An 18,109-nucleotide genomic window follows, 5' to 3' on the forward strand; every position below is an offset into this window, starting at 1 on the left:
ACTCCCCGCCCATTGCGTTATTACTGGTATTGCAACGACAGTCGCTGCAATTCATTTGTATTACTCAAAGCATCCTGTTTGCAAGCAAACAGGCGCACATCATTCAACCCGATCAGCAGCACAAACCCGCCCTCCAGACCGACATAACCCGCCCGGTATTCCAGAATCAGGGGCGAGCAATCAGGCAGACACGCCTCTGCTGTCAGGGCCACGCTACGGATCAGGCCATTCCCCAAAGGATCTTGCAGGGCATCCAGATGGCGATATAAAGCCAACCCATCACAACTGATGGTCAGAACACAACCATTTAACAGGGTCGCGGCATCCACACAGGTACCATTCGCCAGCTGAGTAACATGACTCGAGACAATCAGATCCGAACTGGTTTCTATCAACATACGGTTCACCATAACATGACGGCCAAGCCGCTATCATACGTCAAAGTGATACGCGAAAAGCGATGAAAGCAGATAGCGCATCTGGATCATGAAAAAACAAACCAATGAACTTTTATAACCAAAAAGAACATACCATACTGACCAGACAGTGCTAAACATGATCCAGACAGACATTATCCGCTTGTGAACATCCAGCTCAAGGAGCAACCATGACTACATTGATCAACAAAGAAGGCCAGCCAGTACCATCCGTCAGCTGGCCCGCCCGTGTCGGCGATGACTGGGTACAAATCTCCAGTGATGATATTTTCAAAGATCGTACCGTTGTTGTTTTTTCACTACCCGGTGCTTTCACGCCAACCTGCTCCAGCACACACTTGCCTCGCTATAATGAACTGGCCAGCGTGTTTCAGGCCAACGGTGTTGATGAAATCATCTGTATCAGTGTCAACGATACCTTTGTTATGAATGCCTGGGCTGCCAATCAGGAAGCAGGCAACATTCGCATGATTGCCGATGGTAACGGTGAGTTCACCTCAGGTATGGGGATGCTGGTCGACAAGAATGACATCGGCTTTGGCAAACGCAGCTGGCGTTACAGCATGCTGGTGAAAAACGGCATCATCGAAAAAATGTTTATTGAACCACAAAAGCCAGGCGACCCGTTTGAAGTGTCCGATGCGGATACCATGCTTGACTATATCAATGCCGATGCGGCAAAACCCAAATCGGTAGCACTCTTCACCAAACCGGGCTGTTCTTTCTGTGCCCGTGCCAAGGGTGCACTGGAAGCGGCCGGTATGGATTACGAAGAGATCGTTATGGGCACCGATGCCAGCATTGTGTCGTTGCGGGCGATTACTGGCAACGAAACCGTGCCACAGGTGTACATTGGTGGTGAGCACATCGGTGGTTCGGATGAACTGATCAAATACCTGTCTGGCAAATAGGCCGACAGCGATCAACAACCCGCAAGGCTGCCACCAGCCAGTCTTGTGGATTGTGTATCTTGTTGGTTGTCTTGATTAGTTGTTAGTTGTAGCTTGATGGTTCTGTTGACCGCTTCTGTTTGATGGTTGCGACCAGTCAAAAGGCCGATAACAATCGGCCTATCTATCGCACTCTTTCCCGCTTATTCCCCAGCTTTATCAGCCTCTGGCTGCCCGTGTCCCAGCGTCTCCCGGCACGCAACCGGCCGGTTTTTACTATCAACCAGGATACCGGCCACTTCATGACCATTGGTGGGTCGCAGCAATAAATAGCCATCCACACAGAAGGCTTCTTTTCCGGATGCCTTGTGCGATACCTTGACGTCATAACCCGGCTCCAGAGACATCAGTACAAACTCATCGATACGGGCCCTGTCAGTCGTTGAGGGATGTTTGACAAAACCGTAATACTCCATCGCCAGTACAGCCAGGATGACACCGGCAACAAAGCCGATTAATGCCCAGCGGGTCATGTCCGGCGGCTCGACCGCCTGTTGATTTGATTCGTTATTGGCTTCAGTCACCGGGTACTTCTCCTGGCTGGTAAGTTGCTCCCCACAGCGGCATCAGCGACTGGGGTATATTAAGTTGATTAAGAATACGGGCGACCACAAAATCAATCAGATCCTGCACTGATTGTGGCTGATGGTAAAACCCCGGACTGGCCGGCAAAATCGTCGCCCCCATACGTTTCAGGGTCAGCATATTATTAAGATGAATCTCTGAGTACGGGCTTTCCCGTGGCACCAGAATCAGTTGGCGGCCCTCTTTTAATGCCACATCAGCCGCCCGCTCAATCAGGTTATCACTGGCACCCACCGCAATCGCAGACAATGTACCGGTACTGCACGGACAAATCACCAGCGTGCCCGGCTGGCCAGAGCCAGAGGCCCAGGGGGACATCCAGTCATCACGGCCAAAGACGCGCAAACGTTGCTCGTCCACCTGAAAATATTGCTGTAACACCCGGGCCTGTCCTTGAGGCCGGCCCGGTAATTGTAATTCGGTCTCGGTTGCCATCACCAGCAAGGCCGCCTTCGAAAAGATCAGATCTACCGGCTGATCAGCGGCCAGCAGCACTTCGATCAACCGCAAGGTGTAGGGCGAACCGGAAGCACCGGTCACCGCGATACAGATACGACGTTCTGTCACGAGGGAGTACTCTCGGCTTGTTGTGTTAGCCAACGGGCAAAGCGGGCAGGCAAGCCGGAAAAGCCCCCGTTGGACATAAATACCACGCGGTCACCCGACTGCACGTGCTGCTGCAAATGCGCCAACAACGCCTCGGTACCATGGAAGCACTGCCCTTGTGACTCAGGCAAACGCTCGGCCAAACTCCATCCCTGTCCTTCCGCTTCCAGCCAGAAAGAGAGATCAGCGTCAGCCACCGCAGGCAGCAGGGTATCCTTGTGCAACCCCATTTTCATGGTATTGGAGCGCGGTTCAAGCACCGCAATCAAACGACCAGCAGCAGGCATGGCGGCTCTGGCTCCAGCCAGTGTGGTCTTGATGGCTGTCGGATGGTGAGCAAAATCGTCATACACACTCACCTGACCGGTATCAGCCAGGCATTCCATCCGTCGCCGCGGCAAGCGGAACGACGCCAGCGCCTCTAATGCCTGCTCTGGCCGCACCCCCATATGCCGGGCTGCCAACACCGCCGCACAGGCGTTATTCACATTGTGATCACCGTTCAAGGTCCATTGAACCTGACCCAGACACTGCTCACCCTGCCACAGCGAGAACTCACCGCCATCCTCCCGCTGTTTGCGGACATGCCAGCCAGTCGGCTCACCAAAGCGTTCAACGTCACTCCAGCAGCCTTGCGCCAACACCCGCTCCAGTGCGGGTTCGAAGCGCGGTAATATAATCCGTCCAGAGGCCGGAACCAGTCGTACCAGATGATGAAACTGGCGTTCGATGGCGGCCAGGTTGTCAAAGATATCCGCATGGTCAAATTCCAGATTGTTCATGATCACAGTGCGTGGCAGGTAGTGAACAAATTTGGAGCGCTTGTCAAAAAAGGCGGTATCGTATTCATCCGCTTCAATCACAAAAAACGGACTGTCACCCAAGCGCGCAGATACCGGAAAATTCCCGGGTACGCCACCGATCAGAAATCCCGGAGCCATGCCGGCACATTCAAGAATCCAGGCCAGCATACTGGCCGTTGAGGTTTTGCCATGTGTGCCCGCAACTGCGGCGACCCAGCGCCCTTGCAACAAGTGCTGGTTCATCCATTGCGGACCGGAGCAATAGGGAAGCCCCCGTTCCAGCACATATTCGACCGATGGATTGCCTCGCGACATGGCGTTACCAATAATCACCAGATCGGTATCCACAGGAATCGCCGCAGGATCAAAGCCTTCAATCAGCTCGATACCCGCTGCCGCCAGTTGTTCACTCATCGGCGGATACACTCCATGATCGCTGCCCGACACCTGATGCCCGAGCGCTTTGGCCAACTGCGCCAGCGACCCCATAAAGGTGCCACAAATTCCCAAAATATGAACACGCATGGCCAACTACCCCTGCAAACTAACAAAAGGCCGCTAGTGTAGCCGTTGCCTCTCGCTGACCCAAGCACAGATAAATCGACCTGTCTGTCGCTACAAGAAGGCGAAATCAGGTCGTCACCAGCCGCCAACACTGCAATTGGCACCTGATTCCGGTAGTATCGCCGCAACGGAAAGAATGTGACCAACGAGGCCTAGCGACCCATGCTTAGATTGAGGACTTTTTTACAGCAGCACTGCGATCAGGCAGAACTGATCGATGTCATCGACCAGTTAGCGGTGACCTGCAAAGATATCGCCCACCAGCTCACCCTCGGTGAACTGGCCGGTATCCTTGGCAGCGCCGAGCAAGAAAACGTACAAGGTGAATGCCAGAAAAAACTGGATGTGATTGCCAACGATCTGCTGAAGGACTCACTGGCCGAGGTGCCCGCTGTTCGAGGTATCGCCAGCGAAGAAGAACCAGACCCCGTTGCCTGCAACGACGACGGTTCCTATCTGGTGCTGTTTGATCCACTGGATGGCTCCTCCAACATCGACATCAATGTCACCGTTGGAACCATCTTCTCTATCCTGAAAGCGCCGGAAGGCACGCTCGGCGGAGATGAGGCAGCCTATCTGCAACCCGGCAATCAGCAAGTAGCGGCTGGCTACGTACTGTATGGGCCATCCACCATCATGATGCTGACGATTGGTCATGGCGTGTATTCATTCACACTGGACACCCGTATGGGAGAGTTCCTGCTGATGAAAGAAAACATCCAGGTACCGGAAGAAACCGCCGAATTCGCCATCAATATGTCGAACCAGCGTTTTTGGGATCCGGCCATGCAGCAATATGTTGATGACCTGCTGAAAGGTGAAACCGGCCCACTGGGCAAGCGTTACAACATGCGTTGGGTGGCGGCCATGGTGGCGGAGATTCACCGTATCCTGACCCGCGGTGGTATTTTCATGTACCCGTTTGATAACCGCGATCCTGGCAAGCCTGGCAAGCTCCGTCTGATGTACGAAGCCAACCCCATGAGCATGCTGATGGAACAGGCTGGTGGCCGCTGCAGCACTGCCAGTGACGCCATTATGTCGATTCAACCCGAGGGTATTCATCAACGCGTCCCGGTGGTTATGGGTTCTGCCGCTGAAGTCACGATCGTCGAGCAGTATCACCAGTAACACTGCCCGGATCTGCGTCATACCAGAGGTCAACCATCGATTGTGTTGGCCTCTGCGTCGGTTTGCTGTTGTCCCCATTTCATCAGGATAGCTTTCATCGCAGCCAATGAAACCGGCTTGCTCAGATAGTCGTTCATTCCAACACGAATACAGCGGCGGAATACCACTTCCGAGCCATTTGCCGTACAGGCAACAATCGGTGTTGTCACTCCCCTGGCCCGTAAACAACGAGTGGTCTCAAAACCATCCAGAACCGGCATCTGGCAATCCATCAGAATCAGGTCAAAATCCTGTTCTTCCACACGCTGCAGACATTTTTCCCCGTCTTCTGCCACCACGACTTCCGTCTCCGGGAAAGCCTTGATAATCATCTTTTTAGCCACCCGATAGTTGATGTCATTATCTTCAACAATCAGAACGCTGAGTGCAGTACTGATCGGGCCAGCATCCTCAGGCTCAGCAGAAGCCACCGGCTTGACGGGCAGATTGACCATCACCCTGGTGCCGCCTCCATCGTTATCCTGAATCTGGATACTGCCACCCAGTATCTGACAGATATGTTGGGAAATCGTCAGCCCCAGGCCAGCACCACTGTGCTGGCGACTGAACGATGAGTTAATCTGGGAAAAGGCCTCCATCACCTGCTGACGCTGGTCAGGCGGAATACCAATACCAGTGTCATGCACCTGAATACATAACCAGTGTTTCAGCGCTTGATGATGTATCGAGAGGAGCGCCACCACATACCCTTGCTCGGTAAACTTGATGGCATTATCAACAAGATGTCGCACGATTTGCCGTACTAACGAAGGGTCTATCTGAACCTTGTTTTGTAACAGCTCGTCGTCATATTCGACGACAAACGACAAACGCTTTTCCAGCGCCTGCAGGCTGAACTCGTGCGTCAGGGCATCCAGTGTTGCAGGCAGGGAATGCTCGGCAAATGCCACTGGCAAATTGTTTTTATCTGTATCCACCACCACCAGAACATCTTCCAACAGCTGCGTCAGATTGGTCAGTGACTGCTCGGCCGTCGACTTGTACTCGGCAAACTCATCCGGGCTGTTGTTCCGGTCAATCAGCTGCAACATTCCCACAGCACCATTCAGTGGCGTGCGTAATTCATGGCTCATCATCGCCAGAAATTCATTTTTGGCCTGACTGGCTTGCTGGCTTTTGTGTTGTTCCTGGCGCAGCTGTGCGGTATAGCGACGATGCGCCTGTTGAGCCTGTTGCAGTGACGCCGCCAACTGGTTGACACTCTTTTGCAGATTACCGATCTCGGCGCCACTATCGACCACCAGACGTTGTTTGACCTCCCCTCGGGCCAAATGACCAATAAAAGAAACCAACCGCTCCAACGGCGGGATAATCGTTGTCGAGATCCCCCCCGCCACCAGTATCGAAATCAGGATAAAGCCCAGTCCGGTAAACAGCGACTGGTACATAATGGCCCGCTGGCGCTGGCTCATGATCGTATTGGCCACCTGCATACGCACCTGACCAATCCGCGCAGGATTCACTGCTCTCCGGGCATCCAGTTCAGCGAAGCCATCCAGAGCGGGCATCTCAGGCACAATATCCCGAACCAGAATACGGATATCATCCGCCGGAATGTCGCCATAACGCTCGGACTGCTGAAAATAGAGCGTCTGGCCATTCACATCCAGTATCTCGACCACGACGATAAATGGCTGTTTGAGTACCGCGGCGACCACAGGGTCCAGTAACTGATAGTTACCCGAAAAAATCGGATACTCGGCACCAACGGCCAAATGATCCAGCGCAATACTCGACAGGCTATCGGTTTCACGCTGCACTTCTTTCCAGCGTTGCACCATGTGATAGCTGGTAATCAGCATTGCTGCCAGCACCACAGGAATGGTTGCCACCAGCAGGATTCTGAGACGGATCGACCAGCGTCGAACCGAAATCATGGTTGTTCCCGGTCTCGGAGACGGCTGACCATCTCTTGTTCATCCGGCAGCACCAGGTTCAGCGAGCGAGCGACTTGCCCGTTGTAGCGTACATTGAAATACGGGTTATAACCCGGCTCAGGCCAGTGGCCGGAGCGCAACCCTTGCTGAATAATCTCCACCAGACGGCGCACGATGTCATCAATATCACTATAAGTGGTCGCCAATGCTCCGGCACGAATATAAGCACTGGATGGCCCAATCAGTGGCCGGTTCTGGCGGTAGGCGGTAATAAGGATATTCTTGATATTGGCCGCACTGAACAATTCCGGGTCATAGATACCCACCAGCGCCTGATTATCTTGTAACAGGTCGACCAGGGCGCGATTCATGCTGGGATAGTCATTGATAAAATACGCACTGACACCGTGCTCGCGGAGAGCTTGAGGAGAACAGCACAAGGTCTGTAACCGTTCAGGACTGCTTGCCAGTAATCCAAGCGGTACTTTGCGGCCCATAATCTCGTGTGCGAGCGCTACCTGACGCATCAGCGGTGGTTCCAGATACAGCGCACTGGAGAGATAATTGGCATTGATGCTGTCTTCACGTGTGATCAGTGCCGCCACCACCGGCATATCGTCTGGCAACGGCAGCGATGCCACCTGCTGTATCGCCACAGGGCCAACCAGCACGACCACATCAGCGCTGGCAACCGCGGTATTGATAGCCGGGTCCGTTAACAACAACACTGTCGAACGGGCGTCCGAACCGGTCGCCGTTTTTTCTGCCAACTCACTGACCAACCCAACAATCTTGTGAGTAATAAACAGTAATTCCAATGCATTGGCAGTACCACTCAGCCCGATCAACAAGGGGAGAGCCAATAATCTAAGCCATTGCCTGAAAGACCATGCATCCATGCAAGCATCCACTCCTTGTCAGAAATTAAGACCAACCTGTACATTGTACAGATTAGTGGTCGAGTACTGCTGATTCACGTACACCAGACTGCCGTCATCCACCAAATGCTGCAAGTGGAAACCCAGCCAGGGGTTAAAGCGACCAACCCGGTCAAATACCTTCATACTGATCTCGTAACGCCGATAACGGTTTCCGTGACGGCTGTACTTGCTGTTGTAGGCGTCGTACCAGAAATGAGAAGCCGTCAGACTCCAGTTATGCGCTTTATGATGCCAGCTGGCCACCACACTGTCCTGGGCGCTGAGTCTGGTATCCACACGCTGCTGACGCCGCTCGCCTTCTTCGCCCTTGAGTTCAACATTAATATAGGCCGACGACAACCAGATCCAGTCGGTTGGCCGGATGCGCCAGTTAACCTGCAGCTCAGCACCGTCGATATCAATCTGGCTATCCGAGCCGATAGCCAGGCTCCGCAGCTGGATGGAGTCCGCAATCAAATGTGTCATATGCTCCTGGAACAACTTCAGATCGACCTCAATATCAGGGCCTGAAAAACGGCCATAGTAGCCAAGTTCCGTACTGATAATTCGTTCATGATCGAGATCCCGGGACTCCGGCCATTGATGTATAAAAAACGTCCCTTCCGAAATGCCCAGATAATTATCATCCAGGCCACTGATGATTACATTATAGTTGGGATTTTGCTCCAGCAAATCGGGTGAGCGCACCGCCTCGGAATGAATCAGGCGAATTCCTTGTTGTGGCGCCAACAACAGGTTCAGGCCCACTCGAGGAGAAAAGGCGTCCTTGTTGGCGTCTTCACGCTCGTAGGTCCCCCCCATATTCACAATCAGGCGATCGGATTGACGCCACTCCAGATTACCGAAAAACCGGTAGGTATCGTTATTTACCTTGCCGCCGAAGTAGGTCTCGGAAGTTACTTGGTCGCGGCGCATACTGACACCCAGGACGGTACGCAGTGACCGGTTCCAGCGACGGGTATCCTGAAATTCAATATCAAACCGCTCGTCGGTTATATTGGAGTCGGTATAACCGTTTACCTGCTGTGACAGATTGGAGAGGTCGCCACCCGTGTTAGCCACTATCTCCTGTAAATAGGCCAGGTCAGACTCACTGACATCCAGCGCATAACCCGCTGATGCCGCCAACGCTTCCAGCTGCTCTGCCGACGCCCCGGATGCAACCGCACTGACCACCGGAACACTCACCCCCTGCGAGGCCAGTTGCGGATTATCACGATAAAGATCATAGAGAGCCGGGTCCAGCAAGGCAGTCGGCACCCGCACAAAGGTTTCCTGCGTGCGCCGGTCATGCTGCCAGTAGGCTCGTAATGAGGCGGAGTGGTTGGCATTAAAATCCCGCGACAATTTTGCCATCAGCATGCCCTGACGTGTGTCCTGATCCGGGGCGACCTGATCGTAATCACTTTTGCGAATATCGGTATGACCACTCTTGTAAGCAGCCTGGGTATGCAACTGCCAAGCGCCATCGAAGTTCCGCTGCTGATCAAAATTGATAAAGCCGTGGCGCTTGCTGTCTCGTAACTCATCTGCACCGTTTTCAGCGCCCGCCCCGTCAAAGCCATCGGATGCATTGATCTGTACGGTCAGGCGGTTGGCACTGCGCCCCTGCTGCCAGGAATAACTGGCAAAACTGTCGTCTTCACCCTGATTACCATTCCGGTAACGCAGGCGCACACCCAGCGTATCCCCAGGATGTTTGCTGATAATATTGATCACTCCCTGAAATGAGTTCGATCCATAGGTCGCCGAACTCGGACCTCGGGTGACTTCGATACGCTGGATATCTTCCAGCGCAATGGGAATATCATCCCAAACCACCGATGCAATACCCGCCCGGAAGACCGAACGGCCGTCCACCAGCACCTGCAAGCGCCGCATCACACTGGGGCTGGAAGAATGATAGGCAAGGGAGGCATTATTTTCGTCATCCCCATGACCAATAAACATGCCGGGAACAAAACGCATCAATTCCGGCAAGGTGGTGACGTTCCAGGCCTCAATCTGCTCAGCATCGATCACCGTTACACTGGCAGGCACTTCGGCACGGGGTTGGCGCAATCGGGTCGCAGTCAGAACAACCGGAAGATCCTCATCATCCAGACGATATGATTCCGCCAAGCCCGGAATCAGCTCTTCTTCAAGATTATTGGCCATCGCCTTGTCTGCGATACAGAACAAGGAGATAACCATCAGGGTCCAGACTAATACCGCCATAAGTTGTATTTCTTTTTCTCGTTGTTCAAGCTATCAAACCATCGTGCCTGCATCTTTGGTCGATGCCTGCCGTTTTATACTGATGTAGACCTGACAGAACAAGAGCTGCTTGGCTATAATCCGCTCAAATAACTCAACAATCCCAGGAAAATAAAATGAGCTACAACGCCATTTCCGCAGGTAAAGACCTGCCAAACGATGTTTATGTCGTTATTGAAATTCCAGCCAACCACGCCCCGATCAAATACGAAATCGACAAGGACATGGATTGTCTGATGGTCGATCGTTTCATGGCCACACCGATGTTCTACCCAGCCAACTATGGTTACATTTCAAATACACTGGCGGGTGACGGCGATCCTCTGGACGTGCTGGTCATCACACCGTATCCGGTACAACCTGGTTCCGTTATTCGCGCGCGTCCGGTTGCTGTACTTAACATGGAAGACGAAGGTGGCGAAGACGTCAAGTTGCTGGCCGTGCCTCACACAAAACTCAGCAAAATTTATGATGACGTACAGGACGTAAATGACGTTCCTGAACTGCTGCGCAACCAAATCGCCCATTTCTTTGAAAATTACAAGGATCTGGAAGCTGGCAAATGGGTCAAGGTGCGTGACTGGGGTAATGCCGATGAAGCACGTCGCCTGATCATGGAATCTGCCGAAGCCTACAACAACGCCAAATAATCGGCGTCCAAAAGCAGCGCTTTAATGTTCCCCAAAAAGCAGAGCGCTATCGCGTCTCTGCTTTTTTTATGTCGCTGGGTGATGATTCAAGCCGGCTTCTGGCGTAATTCGGCCAGCTCCGCTTCCGCTTTTTCGGCTCGCTGCAAAGCGTCTATCGTCGAGGTTACGTCCTTCTGCACACCGATGTAATACATCAGTTGTTCTTCGTCACTGAATACCGGCGACAAACTCAGTTCATTCCAGAACAGCGAACCATCCTTGCGATAATTCCTTAGCACCACACGGGCAGAACGCCCTGCCGCCATCGCCTGGCGAATTTCCTCCAGAGCAGGCTGGTCTTTGTCGCCCAACTGCAAAAAACGGCAGTCCTGATAAAGGATTTCATCCGCCTGATAGCCCGTCATACGCTCAAACGCCCTGTTGACGTACACCAGAATATTATCGTCACCTTCCTGCTCGGCAATCACAATGCCATCGTTGGAGACATCAATCGCTTTTTTCAACAGCTCAAGGCTGATCGGCCCTTGAGGATCTGACGCATCAGCAAACATACCCACTCTCCAAGTTATCATTCCGGCAAGTTAAGCAGCCCCTCTGTCCTGGTCAAGTAATTGACAGACTTGGAAGGCGACTTTTACTTTGTAGCAATGTAAGAATAGAATCTGTACACCTTTGTATACCATTGGCAAGTGTGCGGATTTTCTCCACTGGCCCGGTAACCGTCCACCCGAGGTGACAGCCTGATTGTTACCAGATAACGCAAGAGCTCCTAACATGACAGGCAATGGTTCTGACTCCCATGCTGCGTATTATCCAATCCGGATAGTGTCTGCGGAAACAGGCGTGAATGCCATCACCTTGCGCGCCTGGGAACGGCGTTACGGGCTGATTGAACCGAAACGAACCGCCAAGGGCCATCGCCTCTACACCGAGCAAGACATACAACTGATCAAGCAAGTAACCACCTTATTGAATCGCGGTATCCCCATCTCCCAGGCACAGGCCATGCTGGCCAATGGCGACTCCAATAACGATAGCCCCCTGACGGCGACCAAACCCTCTCAATGGCAGCATTATCGGGAGCTGCTGCAACAAGCAACCCAACATTTTGACGACCGCTTGCTGGCCTCCACCTTTGATGAAGTCAGCCAGTTTTTTCCGGTTGAACTGGCTTTGAGATTTCTGTTTGTACCCTTTTATCGTCAACTTAAAGAGAGCAAATCCCAGCCTTTGGGCGACGCCAGACTGTGTTTTTTCAGTTCTTTTCTACAGGCTCGACTGGCCTGGCGACTGTCAGAGAGCGACACCACGGCCGTCACCACACAACCTCGAATCCTGCTGGCCAACTGCACCAGAGACAGCGAAATCAACTTGCTGTTGCTGGGGTTATTGATCCGCCAGCTGGGCCTTGGAGCCACCCGTCTGTCCGGCCTGATGGCGCTGGATCAGATTATTCTGTTACTGAACGAGTGCCGACACTGGCCCGTCGCAGTTCTACAAATAGAAGTAATTCCTTCGACAGAACGTATCCAGCAATTACACACCATTGCCGCAGAAACCGGCTGCCCGCTGTTTGTCACCGGGCAGGCCAGTGAATTTGATGGTCCGCTACGCCAACAAGGGCTGGTCCCGCTTGGTGACGATTACCAAATAGCAGCATTAAACGTACGAGACATAGTGCAAGGAATGACGGCATGAACCAGGCCCCCTATCAATTATTGACCCGCCACCCGGATTTACTGACTGCCAACACACTGATTCTGACCAGTGAAAGTGAGACCGACCCGGCCTGGCTAGCCATGGTACGCAGCGCCGGATGCCGTGTGCAAACCTGGGACTGGCGCTGCTATCAGGTCATGCTGGCCGCCCTCGGAGAAGACAAGGTCACCTTCGCCATCCCCGAAGTTGAACTGCCAGACAATACCGAACGCGTCATTATCGTCTGGCCCAAAGCCAAACAGCTGGCCATCGCCCTGGTACAGATGCTGACCCGGATTCCGGCTCACCGACATCTGCCAGAAGTCTGGCTGGTTGGCTCCAACGACAGCGGCGGCAAAAGCATCAACAATGCGATCAAGCATCTGGCCGATACCATGAAACACGATAGCGCCCGCCGCTGCAGCTTGTGGTCAGCGTTGTTACGGCCCCAACAAACGTCTTTCAACTGGCTCGCTCTCGCCAAGGCTACCCATTATGACGGCCGGGATTACCTCTCCTTGCCCGGAGTGTTCAGCCAGGGTTCCCTCGACAAGGGCAGCGAATTACTGCTGGCCCAGCTCAAGCCACTGCATGGCAACGTATTGGATCTGGGGTGCGGCTCTGGCCTGCTCGGAATCAGTCAGGCATTACGCAGCACCGACATCAATCTTACGCTGGCAGACACCGATGCCTTCGCCTTGCGCAGCAGTGCCCTGAACGCAGCCCGTATGGGCGTAAAAGCAGATATTGTGGCCAGTGACGGACTGGGCCAGGTCAATGGCTACTTCGATACCATCATCAGCAACCCACCGTTCCACGCCGGCAAGGAAACCGATTATCAGTTTGCCGAACAGCTGTTTGCCAATGCGCGCAAGCAATTACGGGCAGGAGGCAAACTATGGATTGTGGCCAATCGTCATTTGCCTTACGAAGAGTGGGCCGCGCGCTGCTTCAGCCAGGTCGAGGAAGTCGCTACCGCCAATGGCTTCAAGATACTGCGCATCAGCCATTAATGTCAGACCAGAGCCAGATGCCAGGGAGATGTTTCATGTTCCGCACCGCACCAGTGGCCAAGATCAAGCAGCATCAGTATCTCCCTGGGTCTGGGGTTATTCAGCTGTTGATGGTGCTGCTATTCGGAGCAGCAACGACAGCCCAGGCCAATGACGCCACACTGTCCTACGACCCGGAAAATTATAATCGCTTCCTGCCTCTGACCGCCCTCGACCTGCTCGGTCAACTCCCGACAGCCGGTTTGGGCAAGAACCTTAATCTGGAAGATGACGTACTTCTCTACGGCATGAGCGGCAGCTATCAAAGCCTGTTGATCAATGGCCAGCCATTACTGGGCGACAGTAATGCTCAACGAGTGGCGCTGGAACGTATTCCCGCAGCCATGATCAAGCGTATCGACATCAGTGAAAACAGCCAGGCAGATCAGGACTGGGGAGGCGGTGCCGCCGGGGCCATCAATCTTATTCTCAAAGACCAGTTCAGCCCCGATACTTATCTGGCTGGTATCAGCGGCCCTTACCAGGGTTATCAGCTACTGGCAGATGCCTCACCATCCCCGAACCTGCGCGTCGGGCTCTCCCGCATCCGTCAGGTCAGCCACAGCCAGGGCTCGTTCACCACTGCTGACCTGAATCAGGATTGGTCACAACGGCGTCAGCAACAGGATGACACCTTCCGGCTGTCCCACCAAATGACCTGGTCCACCGCCACTCGCCTGAGCAGTGAACTGATTCTGATGAACAGCGACTATGACCGCCAACACGAGCCACTGCCGTTCACCCTGCGTTACGATGCCACTCACCCGGGTCTGAGTGATACGTCTTACCAGCATAACCGGACAAACCAGCACCTGCGCCTGAATGCCAGTCATCGCAGTGATAGCCTCATCAGCCAAGTGTCATTGGCGGGCGAACAGTTCAAGCAACAGCAGCAGCGCGACACCACCAATAACGACGAGAATGCCAGCCGTTATCGACTCCACTGGACACTGGCAGAAACTCGCGACGAACATCGCTGGTCCCTGGGCCTTGGCTATCAGCAACGCAAACAAAACACTTTTTATTCTGGCACCGGCCAGCAACGGCTCAAGTTCAAGGAGAATCGGGCTTCTGCATTTGTGCAGGATGCCTGGCAGGTCACTCCCGGCACTCGGCTGACCCTGGGGTTACGCCTCGAGTCTTATGAACTCAGCCAGGATAACGCCGGGAGCCAGAATCTGGACCAGCAATCTGAAATCGCCACCGCCAGTTACTGGTTACCCAGTGCAATTCTAAGCCGCCGCCTCGACTATCACCAACAGCTGCAAATCAGCCTTGGTCAAAGTATCCGCCCGGCCCGTGCCAGCGACCGCGTACCCCATAATCTGGACGACGAAGAGCTGGTATGGATCGGCAATGCCGACCTGGTCGACGAACAAATGACGTCTTATGTGATCCGCTACCAACGCCAGTTCCAGACCGGCGTCCGGGCCGAAGAAGAAGGTGTGGTGCTGTCATTGTTTCAGCGCAGCATCTATCAGCCGATTCATTATCTTTACAGTGCCACCACCTCCGGGCAATTTCAGGTCACTCCGGTCAACAGCGCCGTCCCGGCGGTATTACGTGGCGTCAGCCTGACCATGCGCAAGCCGTTACAACGGGGAGACAATCCGCTGATCATCGAGCTGGGAGTCAATCTGTATGACTCCGACATTCGCGGTAGCGAGGTGATTGAACAACGGCGACGACTGGACCAGACCCCGGATTCAGTGGTCAAAGCCAGTGTCGAGTACTGGTACCTGCGCCATGCCCGTATCGGTGCCTACTGGTGTTATCAGGGCCCGTCGACGCATCTGGCGATTGGCGACAGCAGTGATATCACCGTCCACAATACATCGACCCACAATGCTGGCGGCTATCTGGATTATTCATGGAAAGGAGGCTGGCGGATTGGTGTTTCCATCAATCAGCGCCAGGCCGGCGACTATGACAGTGACTCCCCTGCCTTCCACATGGAAAACGACAACGAATGGCGCTGGCAATTACAGCTACGCAAAGAAAGCTGAATCACCCCAAAAGATCAAGAGACTGACACCAGAACGGGTCAGCCGAAACAGCCGCTGGCTGATACCGGGCAGCGCGCTGATCACAGCCGCTCCCGGAGTACTGCAGAACTGCGGTATTTAGTCTGGCATATTACGGGAGTAGAAAATCTCCAGCATTTCCTTGCGCACCTTGTTCTCGATCACATCCCGTTCAGCGTCACTCAGGCTGAGCGCAGCTTCACCAAACAGATAGTTATCCAGTTCAAAATCCTTCAGCAGCATCTTGGTATGGAAGGTATTTTCCTGATACACATTCACATCGATGGTCTGATAGGCGTTACGGGTATCTTCGGTCAGGTAGTTCTGGATCGAGTTGATATCATGATCAATATAATGCTTGTTGCCATCAACATCGCGGGTAAAACCGCGCACCCGATAATCCACCGTCACAATATCGGAGTCCAGCGCATGAATCAGATAGTTCAAAGCCTTCAGGGGTGAAATCAGCCCACAGGTCGATACATCAATATCCGCCCGGAAAGTACTGATCCCGCCATCCGGATGGCTTTCCGGGTAGGTATGCACGGTCACATGGCTTTTATCGAGGTGTGCCACCACAGAATCTCTCAGCGGCCCCGGCTTCTCTTCCATCAGGTCATCGCTGGGCGGCACTTCATGCTCAGCAATCAGAATGGTTACACTTGCACCCTGGGGTTCATAATCCTGACGAGCCACGTTCAGAATATTGGCACCAATAATATCCACCACATCGCCCAGAATCTGGGTCAGACGATCGGCGTTATAAAGCTCATCAATGTATTCAATATACTCCTGGCGCTCTTTCTCGGTCTGGGTATAACAAATATCGTAGATATTAAAACTCAAGGACTTGGTCAGGTTGTTGAAGCCGTGCAGGCGCAACTTGTCGTTCAATAGCGTATCCTCATCAACCCCGCCTGATGCGGTGGTGTGGATGTTAAGTAGGTTAACCTTCGGTCTGAATACCTGATATCAGGCTTCAATCACTTCATGACTGTGAGTAATTTCAACCCCAGCCTGTTCGAGCATAATCGATGCTGAACAATATTTTTCTGCCGACAAAGCCACAGCCCGCTCGACACTGCCCGCCTTCAGGTTCTTGCCAGATACCTTGAAGTGTACGTGTATGCGCGTAAAAACCGACGGCACCGTATCGGCCCGCTGCGCTTCAATGGCGGCCACACAATCGGTCACTTGCTGGCGCTGCTTGGTCAAGATACTCATGACATCAAAACTGGTACAACCGCCCAGCCCCAGCAGCAGCATTTCCATTGGCCGGACGCCCATGTTTCTGCCGCCGTGATCTTCTGGTCCATCCATGACAACTGTGTGACCACTGCCAGATTCACCCAGGAACATGGCCCCATCTACCCACTTGATTTCTGCTTTCATCTTATCAACCAGCACAGTTATTGGAGGAAGGCGCGGAGCGTATCATAACCAGCACGCCCGGTTAAATTGTCTCAGTCAGACGTGTCACCCTACTGCCGTATTTTGTCATTTTAACAATAAGATACAATTTAACTGCTCCTGCAGACGTCAGCAGTCCGGCAAAAAGTAGTATCCTCTGCCTTTTGAAAAAATCGATCTAACATATAAATCAACGGCTTACGCGATATTTACCCTATATGACCAATATTAATGATCTGGTTCACGGAACTGAAAACCATACGCTCTGTAATGGTAAAAGCACTAACGCACCGCGTCACAAACTGACATACTGTTTAACTTATTCTGTTCATGAGCAATAATTGCATCAGTACCGGATTGGAAGCCCAACTATGAGCCTGGTAAGACTGCCCCAAAAGGATCCCTACCTGGAAGACTTTTTGTCTCAATGTCACCGACGCCGTTATCCGGCGCGCAGCACTCTGATTTATGCTGGAGAAGAAAGTCATACCTTGTACTATCTGGTTAAAGGTTCCGTCAGCGTCATCATTGAAGACGAAGATGGCCGCGATATGATCATGGCCTACCTGAATCCGGGTGACTTTTTTGGTGAAATGGGCCTGTTTGATGAAGAACACAAAACCCGCACCGCTTGGGTAAAATCCAAAACCGAATGCGAAGTGGCCGAAATCAGCTACAGCAAATTTGAAGAACTGGTCAAACTGAACCCGTCATTACTGTTCCGCCTGTTCCGTCAAATGGCACATCGCCTTGGCCATACCACCCGCAAAGCAGGTGATCTGGTGTTTATGGATGTAACCGGTCGAGTGGCCCGCACCCTGTTGGAACTCAGCAAGGAGCCAGATGCCATGACGCACCCCGATGGTATGCAAATCAAGATTACCCGTCAGGAAATTGGCCGCATCGTTGGCTGTTCCCGTGAGATGGTTGGTCGTGTATTAAAAGACCTTGAAGATGGTGGCCTGGTATCAGTCAAAGGCAAAACCATGGTGGTCTACGGCACCCGCTAGCTGTACATACAATCATTGAGCAGGCTGTGCGCTACGCCAGCCAAAGCTGCGACCA

17 protein-coding genes are annotated in these 18,109 nt (G+C 53.1%); 7 read left to right on the plus strand and 10 right to left on the minus strand.

Features of this window, described 5'->3' with window-relative positions; all coding sequences use genetic code 11:
- Window positions 1-20 precede the first annotated feature (20 nt).
- Window positions 21-398 carry a hypothetical protein gene (locus tag Q8W22_RS04225; protein WP_303432121.1) on the minus strand — a complete coding sequence of 126 codons (378 nt, stop codon included), beginning with the start codon at window positions 396-398 and terminating at the stop codon, window positions 21-23.
- A 209-nt stretch (window positions 399-607) separates the two neighbouring features.
- Between Q8W22_RS04225 and Q8W22_RS04230 the strand changes: the two genes are divergently transcribed.
- Window positions 608-1,348: a glutathione peroxidase gene (locus tag Q8W22_RS04230; RefSeq protein ID WP_303432123.1), complete on the plus strand. Its 741-nt coding sequence runs from the start codon at window positions 608-610 to the stop codon at window positions 1,346-1,348.
- A 182-nt stretch (window positions 1,349-1,530) separates the two neighbouring features.
- Here Q8W22_RS04230 and Q8W22_RS04235 read toward each other — a convergent pair whose 3' ends face one another.
- From Q8W22_RS04235 to mpl, 3 genes are read right to left on the minus strand one after another with little or no spacing between them, the layout of a single operon-like run.
- Entirely contained in the window at window positions 1,531-1,911 is a 381-nt protein-coding gene (locus tag Q8W22_RS04235) for a hypothetical protein (protein ID WP_303432125.1), read from the minus strand.
- Window positions 1,904-2,539: a flavin prenyltransferase UbiX gene (locus Q8W22_RS04240; protein ID WP_303432126.1), complete on the minus strand. Its 636-nt coding sequence runs from the start codon at window positions 2,537-2,539 to the stop codon at window positions 1,904-1,906. The genes Q8W22_RS04235 and Q8W22_RS04240 overlap by 8 nt, the downstream gene beginning before the upstream one ends.
- Window positions 2,536-3,906: a UDP-N-acetylmuramate:L-alanyl-gamma-D-glutamyl-meso-diaminopimelate ligase gene (mpl, locus tag Q8W22_RS04245; RefSeq protein ID WP_305451693.1), complete on the minus strand. Its 1,371-nt coding sequence runs from the start codon at window positions 3,904-3,906 to the stop codon at window positions 2,536-2,538. Before mpl ends, Q8W22_RS04240 begins: the two co-directional genes overlap by 4 nt.
- A 201-nt stretch (window positions 3,907-4,107) precedes the next feature.
- On the opposite strand from mpl, the gene Q8W22_RS04250 reads away from it, so the two are divergent.
- The gene (locus tag Q8W22_RS04250) at window positions 4,108-5,076 is read left to right on the plus strand and encodes a class 1 fructose-bisphosphatase (RefSeq protein ID WP_303432129.1); all 969 of its coding nucleotides are present in this window, start codon (window positions 4,108-4,110) and stop codon (window positions 5,074-5,076) included.
- A 29-nt stretch (window positions 5,077-5,105) separates the two neighbouring features.
- On the opposite strand, the gene Q8W22_RS04255 is transcribed toward Q8W22_RS04250, so the two are convergent.
- The 3 genes from Q8W22_RS04255 to Q8W22_RS04265 are packed head-to-tail and all read right to left on the minus strand — an operon-like array spanning window position 5,106 to window position 10,171.
- On the minus strand, window positions 5,106-7,013 hold the full coding sequence (locus Q8W22_RS04255) for a response regulator (RefSeq protein ID WP_305451694.1): 1,908 nt from the start codon (window positions 7,011-7,013) through the stop codon (window positions 5,106-5,108).
- Window positions 7,010-7,912, minus strand: a complete 903-nt coding sequence (locus Q8W22_RS04260; RefSeq protein WP_305451695.1) for a hypothetical protein — start codon at window positions 7,910-7,912, stop codon at window positions 7,010-7,012. Before Q8W22_RS04260 ends, Q8W22_RS04255 begins: the two co-directional genes overlap by 4 nt.
- Window positions 7,913-7,930: 18 nt before the next feature.
- Window positions 7,931-10,171, minus strand: a complete 2,241-nt coding sequence (locus Q8W22_RS04265; RefSeq protein WP_305451696.1) for a TonB-dependent siderophore receptor — start codon at window positions 10,169-10,171, stop codon at window positions 7,931-7,933.
- A gap of 155 nt (window positions 10,172-10,326) precedes the next feature.
- Here Q8W22_RS04265 and ppa point away from each other — a divergent pair, with 155 nt between their 5' ends.
- Window positions 10,327-10,860, plus strand: a complete 534-nt coding sequence (gene ppa / locus Q8W22_RS04270) for an inorganic diphosphatase (RefSeq protein ID WP_303432135.1) — start codon at window positions 10,327-10,329, stop codon at window positions 10,858-10,860.
- An 86-nt stretch (window positions 10,861-10,946) separates the two neighbouring features.
- Here ppa and Q8W22_RS04275 read toward each other — a convergent pair whose 3' ends face one another.
- Window positions 10,947-11,411, minus strand: coding sequence for a PAS domain-containing protein (locus tag Q8W22_RS04275; RefSeq protein ID WP_303432137.1), 465 nt, complete (start codon window positions 11,409-11,411; stop codon window positions 10,947-10,949).
- Between the two features lie 223 nt (window positions 11,412-11,634).
- Between Q8W22_RS04275 and Q8W22_RS04280 the strand changes: the two genes are divergently transcribed.
- The 3 genes from Q8W22_RS04280 to Q8W22_RS04290 are packed head-to-tail and all read left to right on the plus strand — an operon-like array spanning window position 11,635 to window position 15,616.
- Window positions 11,635-12,558: a MerR family transcriptional regulator gene (locus Q8W22_RS04280; protein WP_303432138.1), complete on the plus strand. Its 924-nt coding sequence runs from the start codon at window positions 11,635-11,637 to the stop codon at window positions 12,556-12,558.
- Window positions 12,555-13,571 (plus strand): class I SAM-dependent methyltransferase, encoded by a 1,017-nt coding sequence (locus tag Q8W22_RS04285; protein WP_305451697.1) that lies wholly within the window; start codon window positions 12,555-12,557, stop codon window positions 13,569-13,571. Before Q8W22_RS04280 ends, Q8W22_RS04285 begins: the two co-directional genes overlap by 4 nt.
- A gap of 35 nt (window positions 13,572-13,606) precedes the next feature.
- Window positions 13,607-15,616, plus strand: coding sequence for a TonB-dependent siderophore receptor (locus Q8W22_RS04290; protein WP_305451698.1), 2,010 nt, complete (start codon window positions 13,607-13,609; stop codon window positions 15,614-15,616).
- 117 nt (window positions 15,617-15,733) lie between these two features.
- On the opposite strand, the gene speD is transcribed toward Q8W22_RS04290, so the two are convergent.
- Together speD and Q8W22_RS04300 are read right to left on the minus strand one after the other, a co-directional pair.
- Window positions 15,734-16,528 (minus strand): adenosylmethionine decarboxylase, encoded by a 795-nt coding sequence (speD, locus tag Q8W22_RS04295; RefSeq protein WP_303432143.1) that lies wholly within the window; start codon window positions 16,526-16,528, stop codon window positions 15,734-15,736.
- 78 nt (window positions 16,529-16,606) lie between these two features.
- Entirely contained in the window at window positions 16,607-17,026 is a 420-nt protein-coding gene (locus tag Q8W22_RS04300) for an OsmC family protein (RefSeq protein WP_303432145.1), read from the minus strand.
- Between the two features lie 389 nt (window positions 17,027-17,415).
- Here Q8W22_RS04300 and crp point away from each other — a divergent pair, with 389 nt between their 5' ends.
- Window positions 17,416-18,054, plus strand: coding sequence for a cAMP-activated global transcriptional regulator CRP (gene crp / locus Q8W22_RS04305; RefSeq protein ID WP_303432147.1), 639 nt, complete (start codon window positions 17,416-17,418; stop codon window positions 18,052-18,054).
- Window positions 18,055-18,109 lie beyond the last annotated feature (55 nt).

This window comes from Oceanobacter sp. 1_MG-2023 (assembly GCF_030689025.1).
GTDB lineage: Bacteria > Pseudomonadota > Gammaproteobacteria > Pseudomonadales > Oceanobacteraceae > Oceanobacter.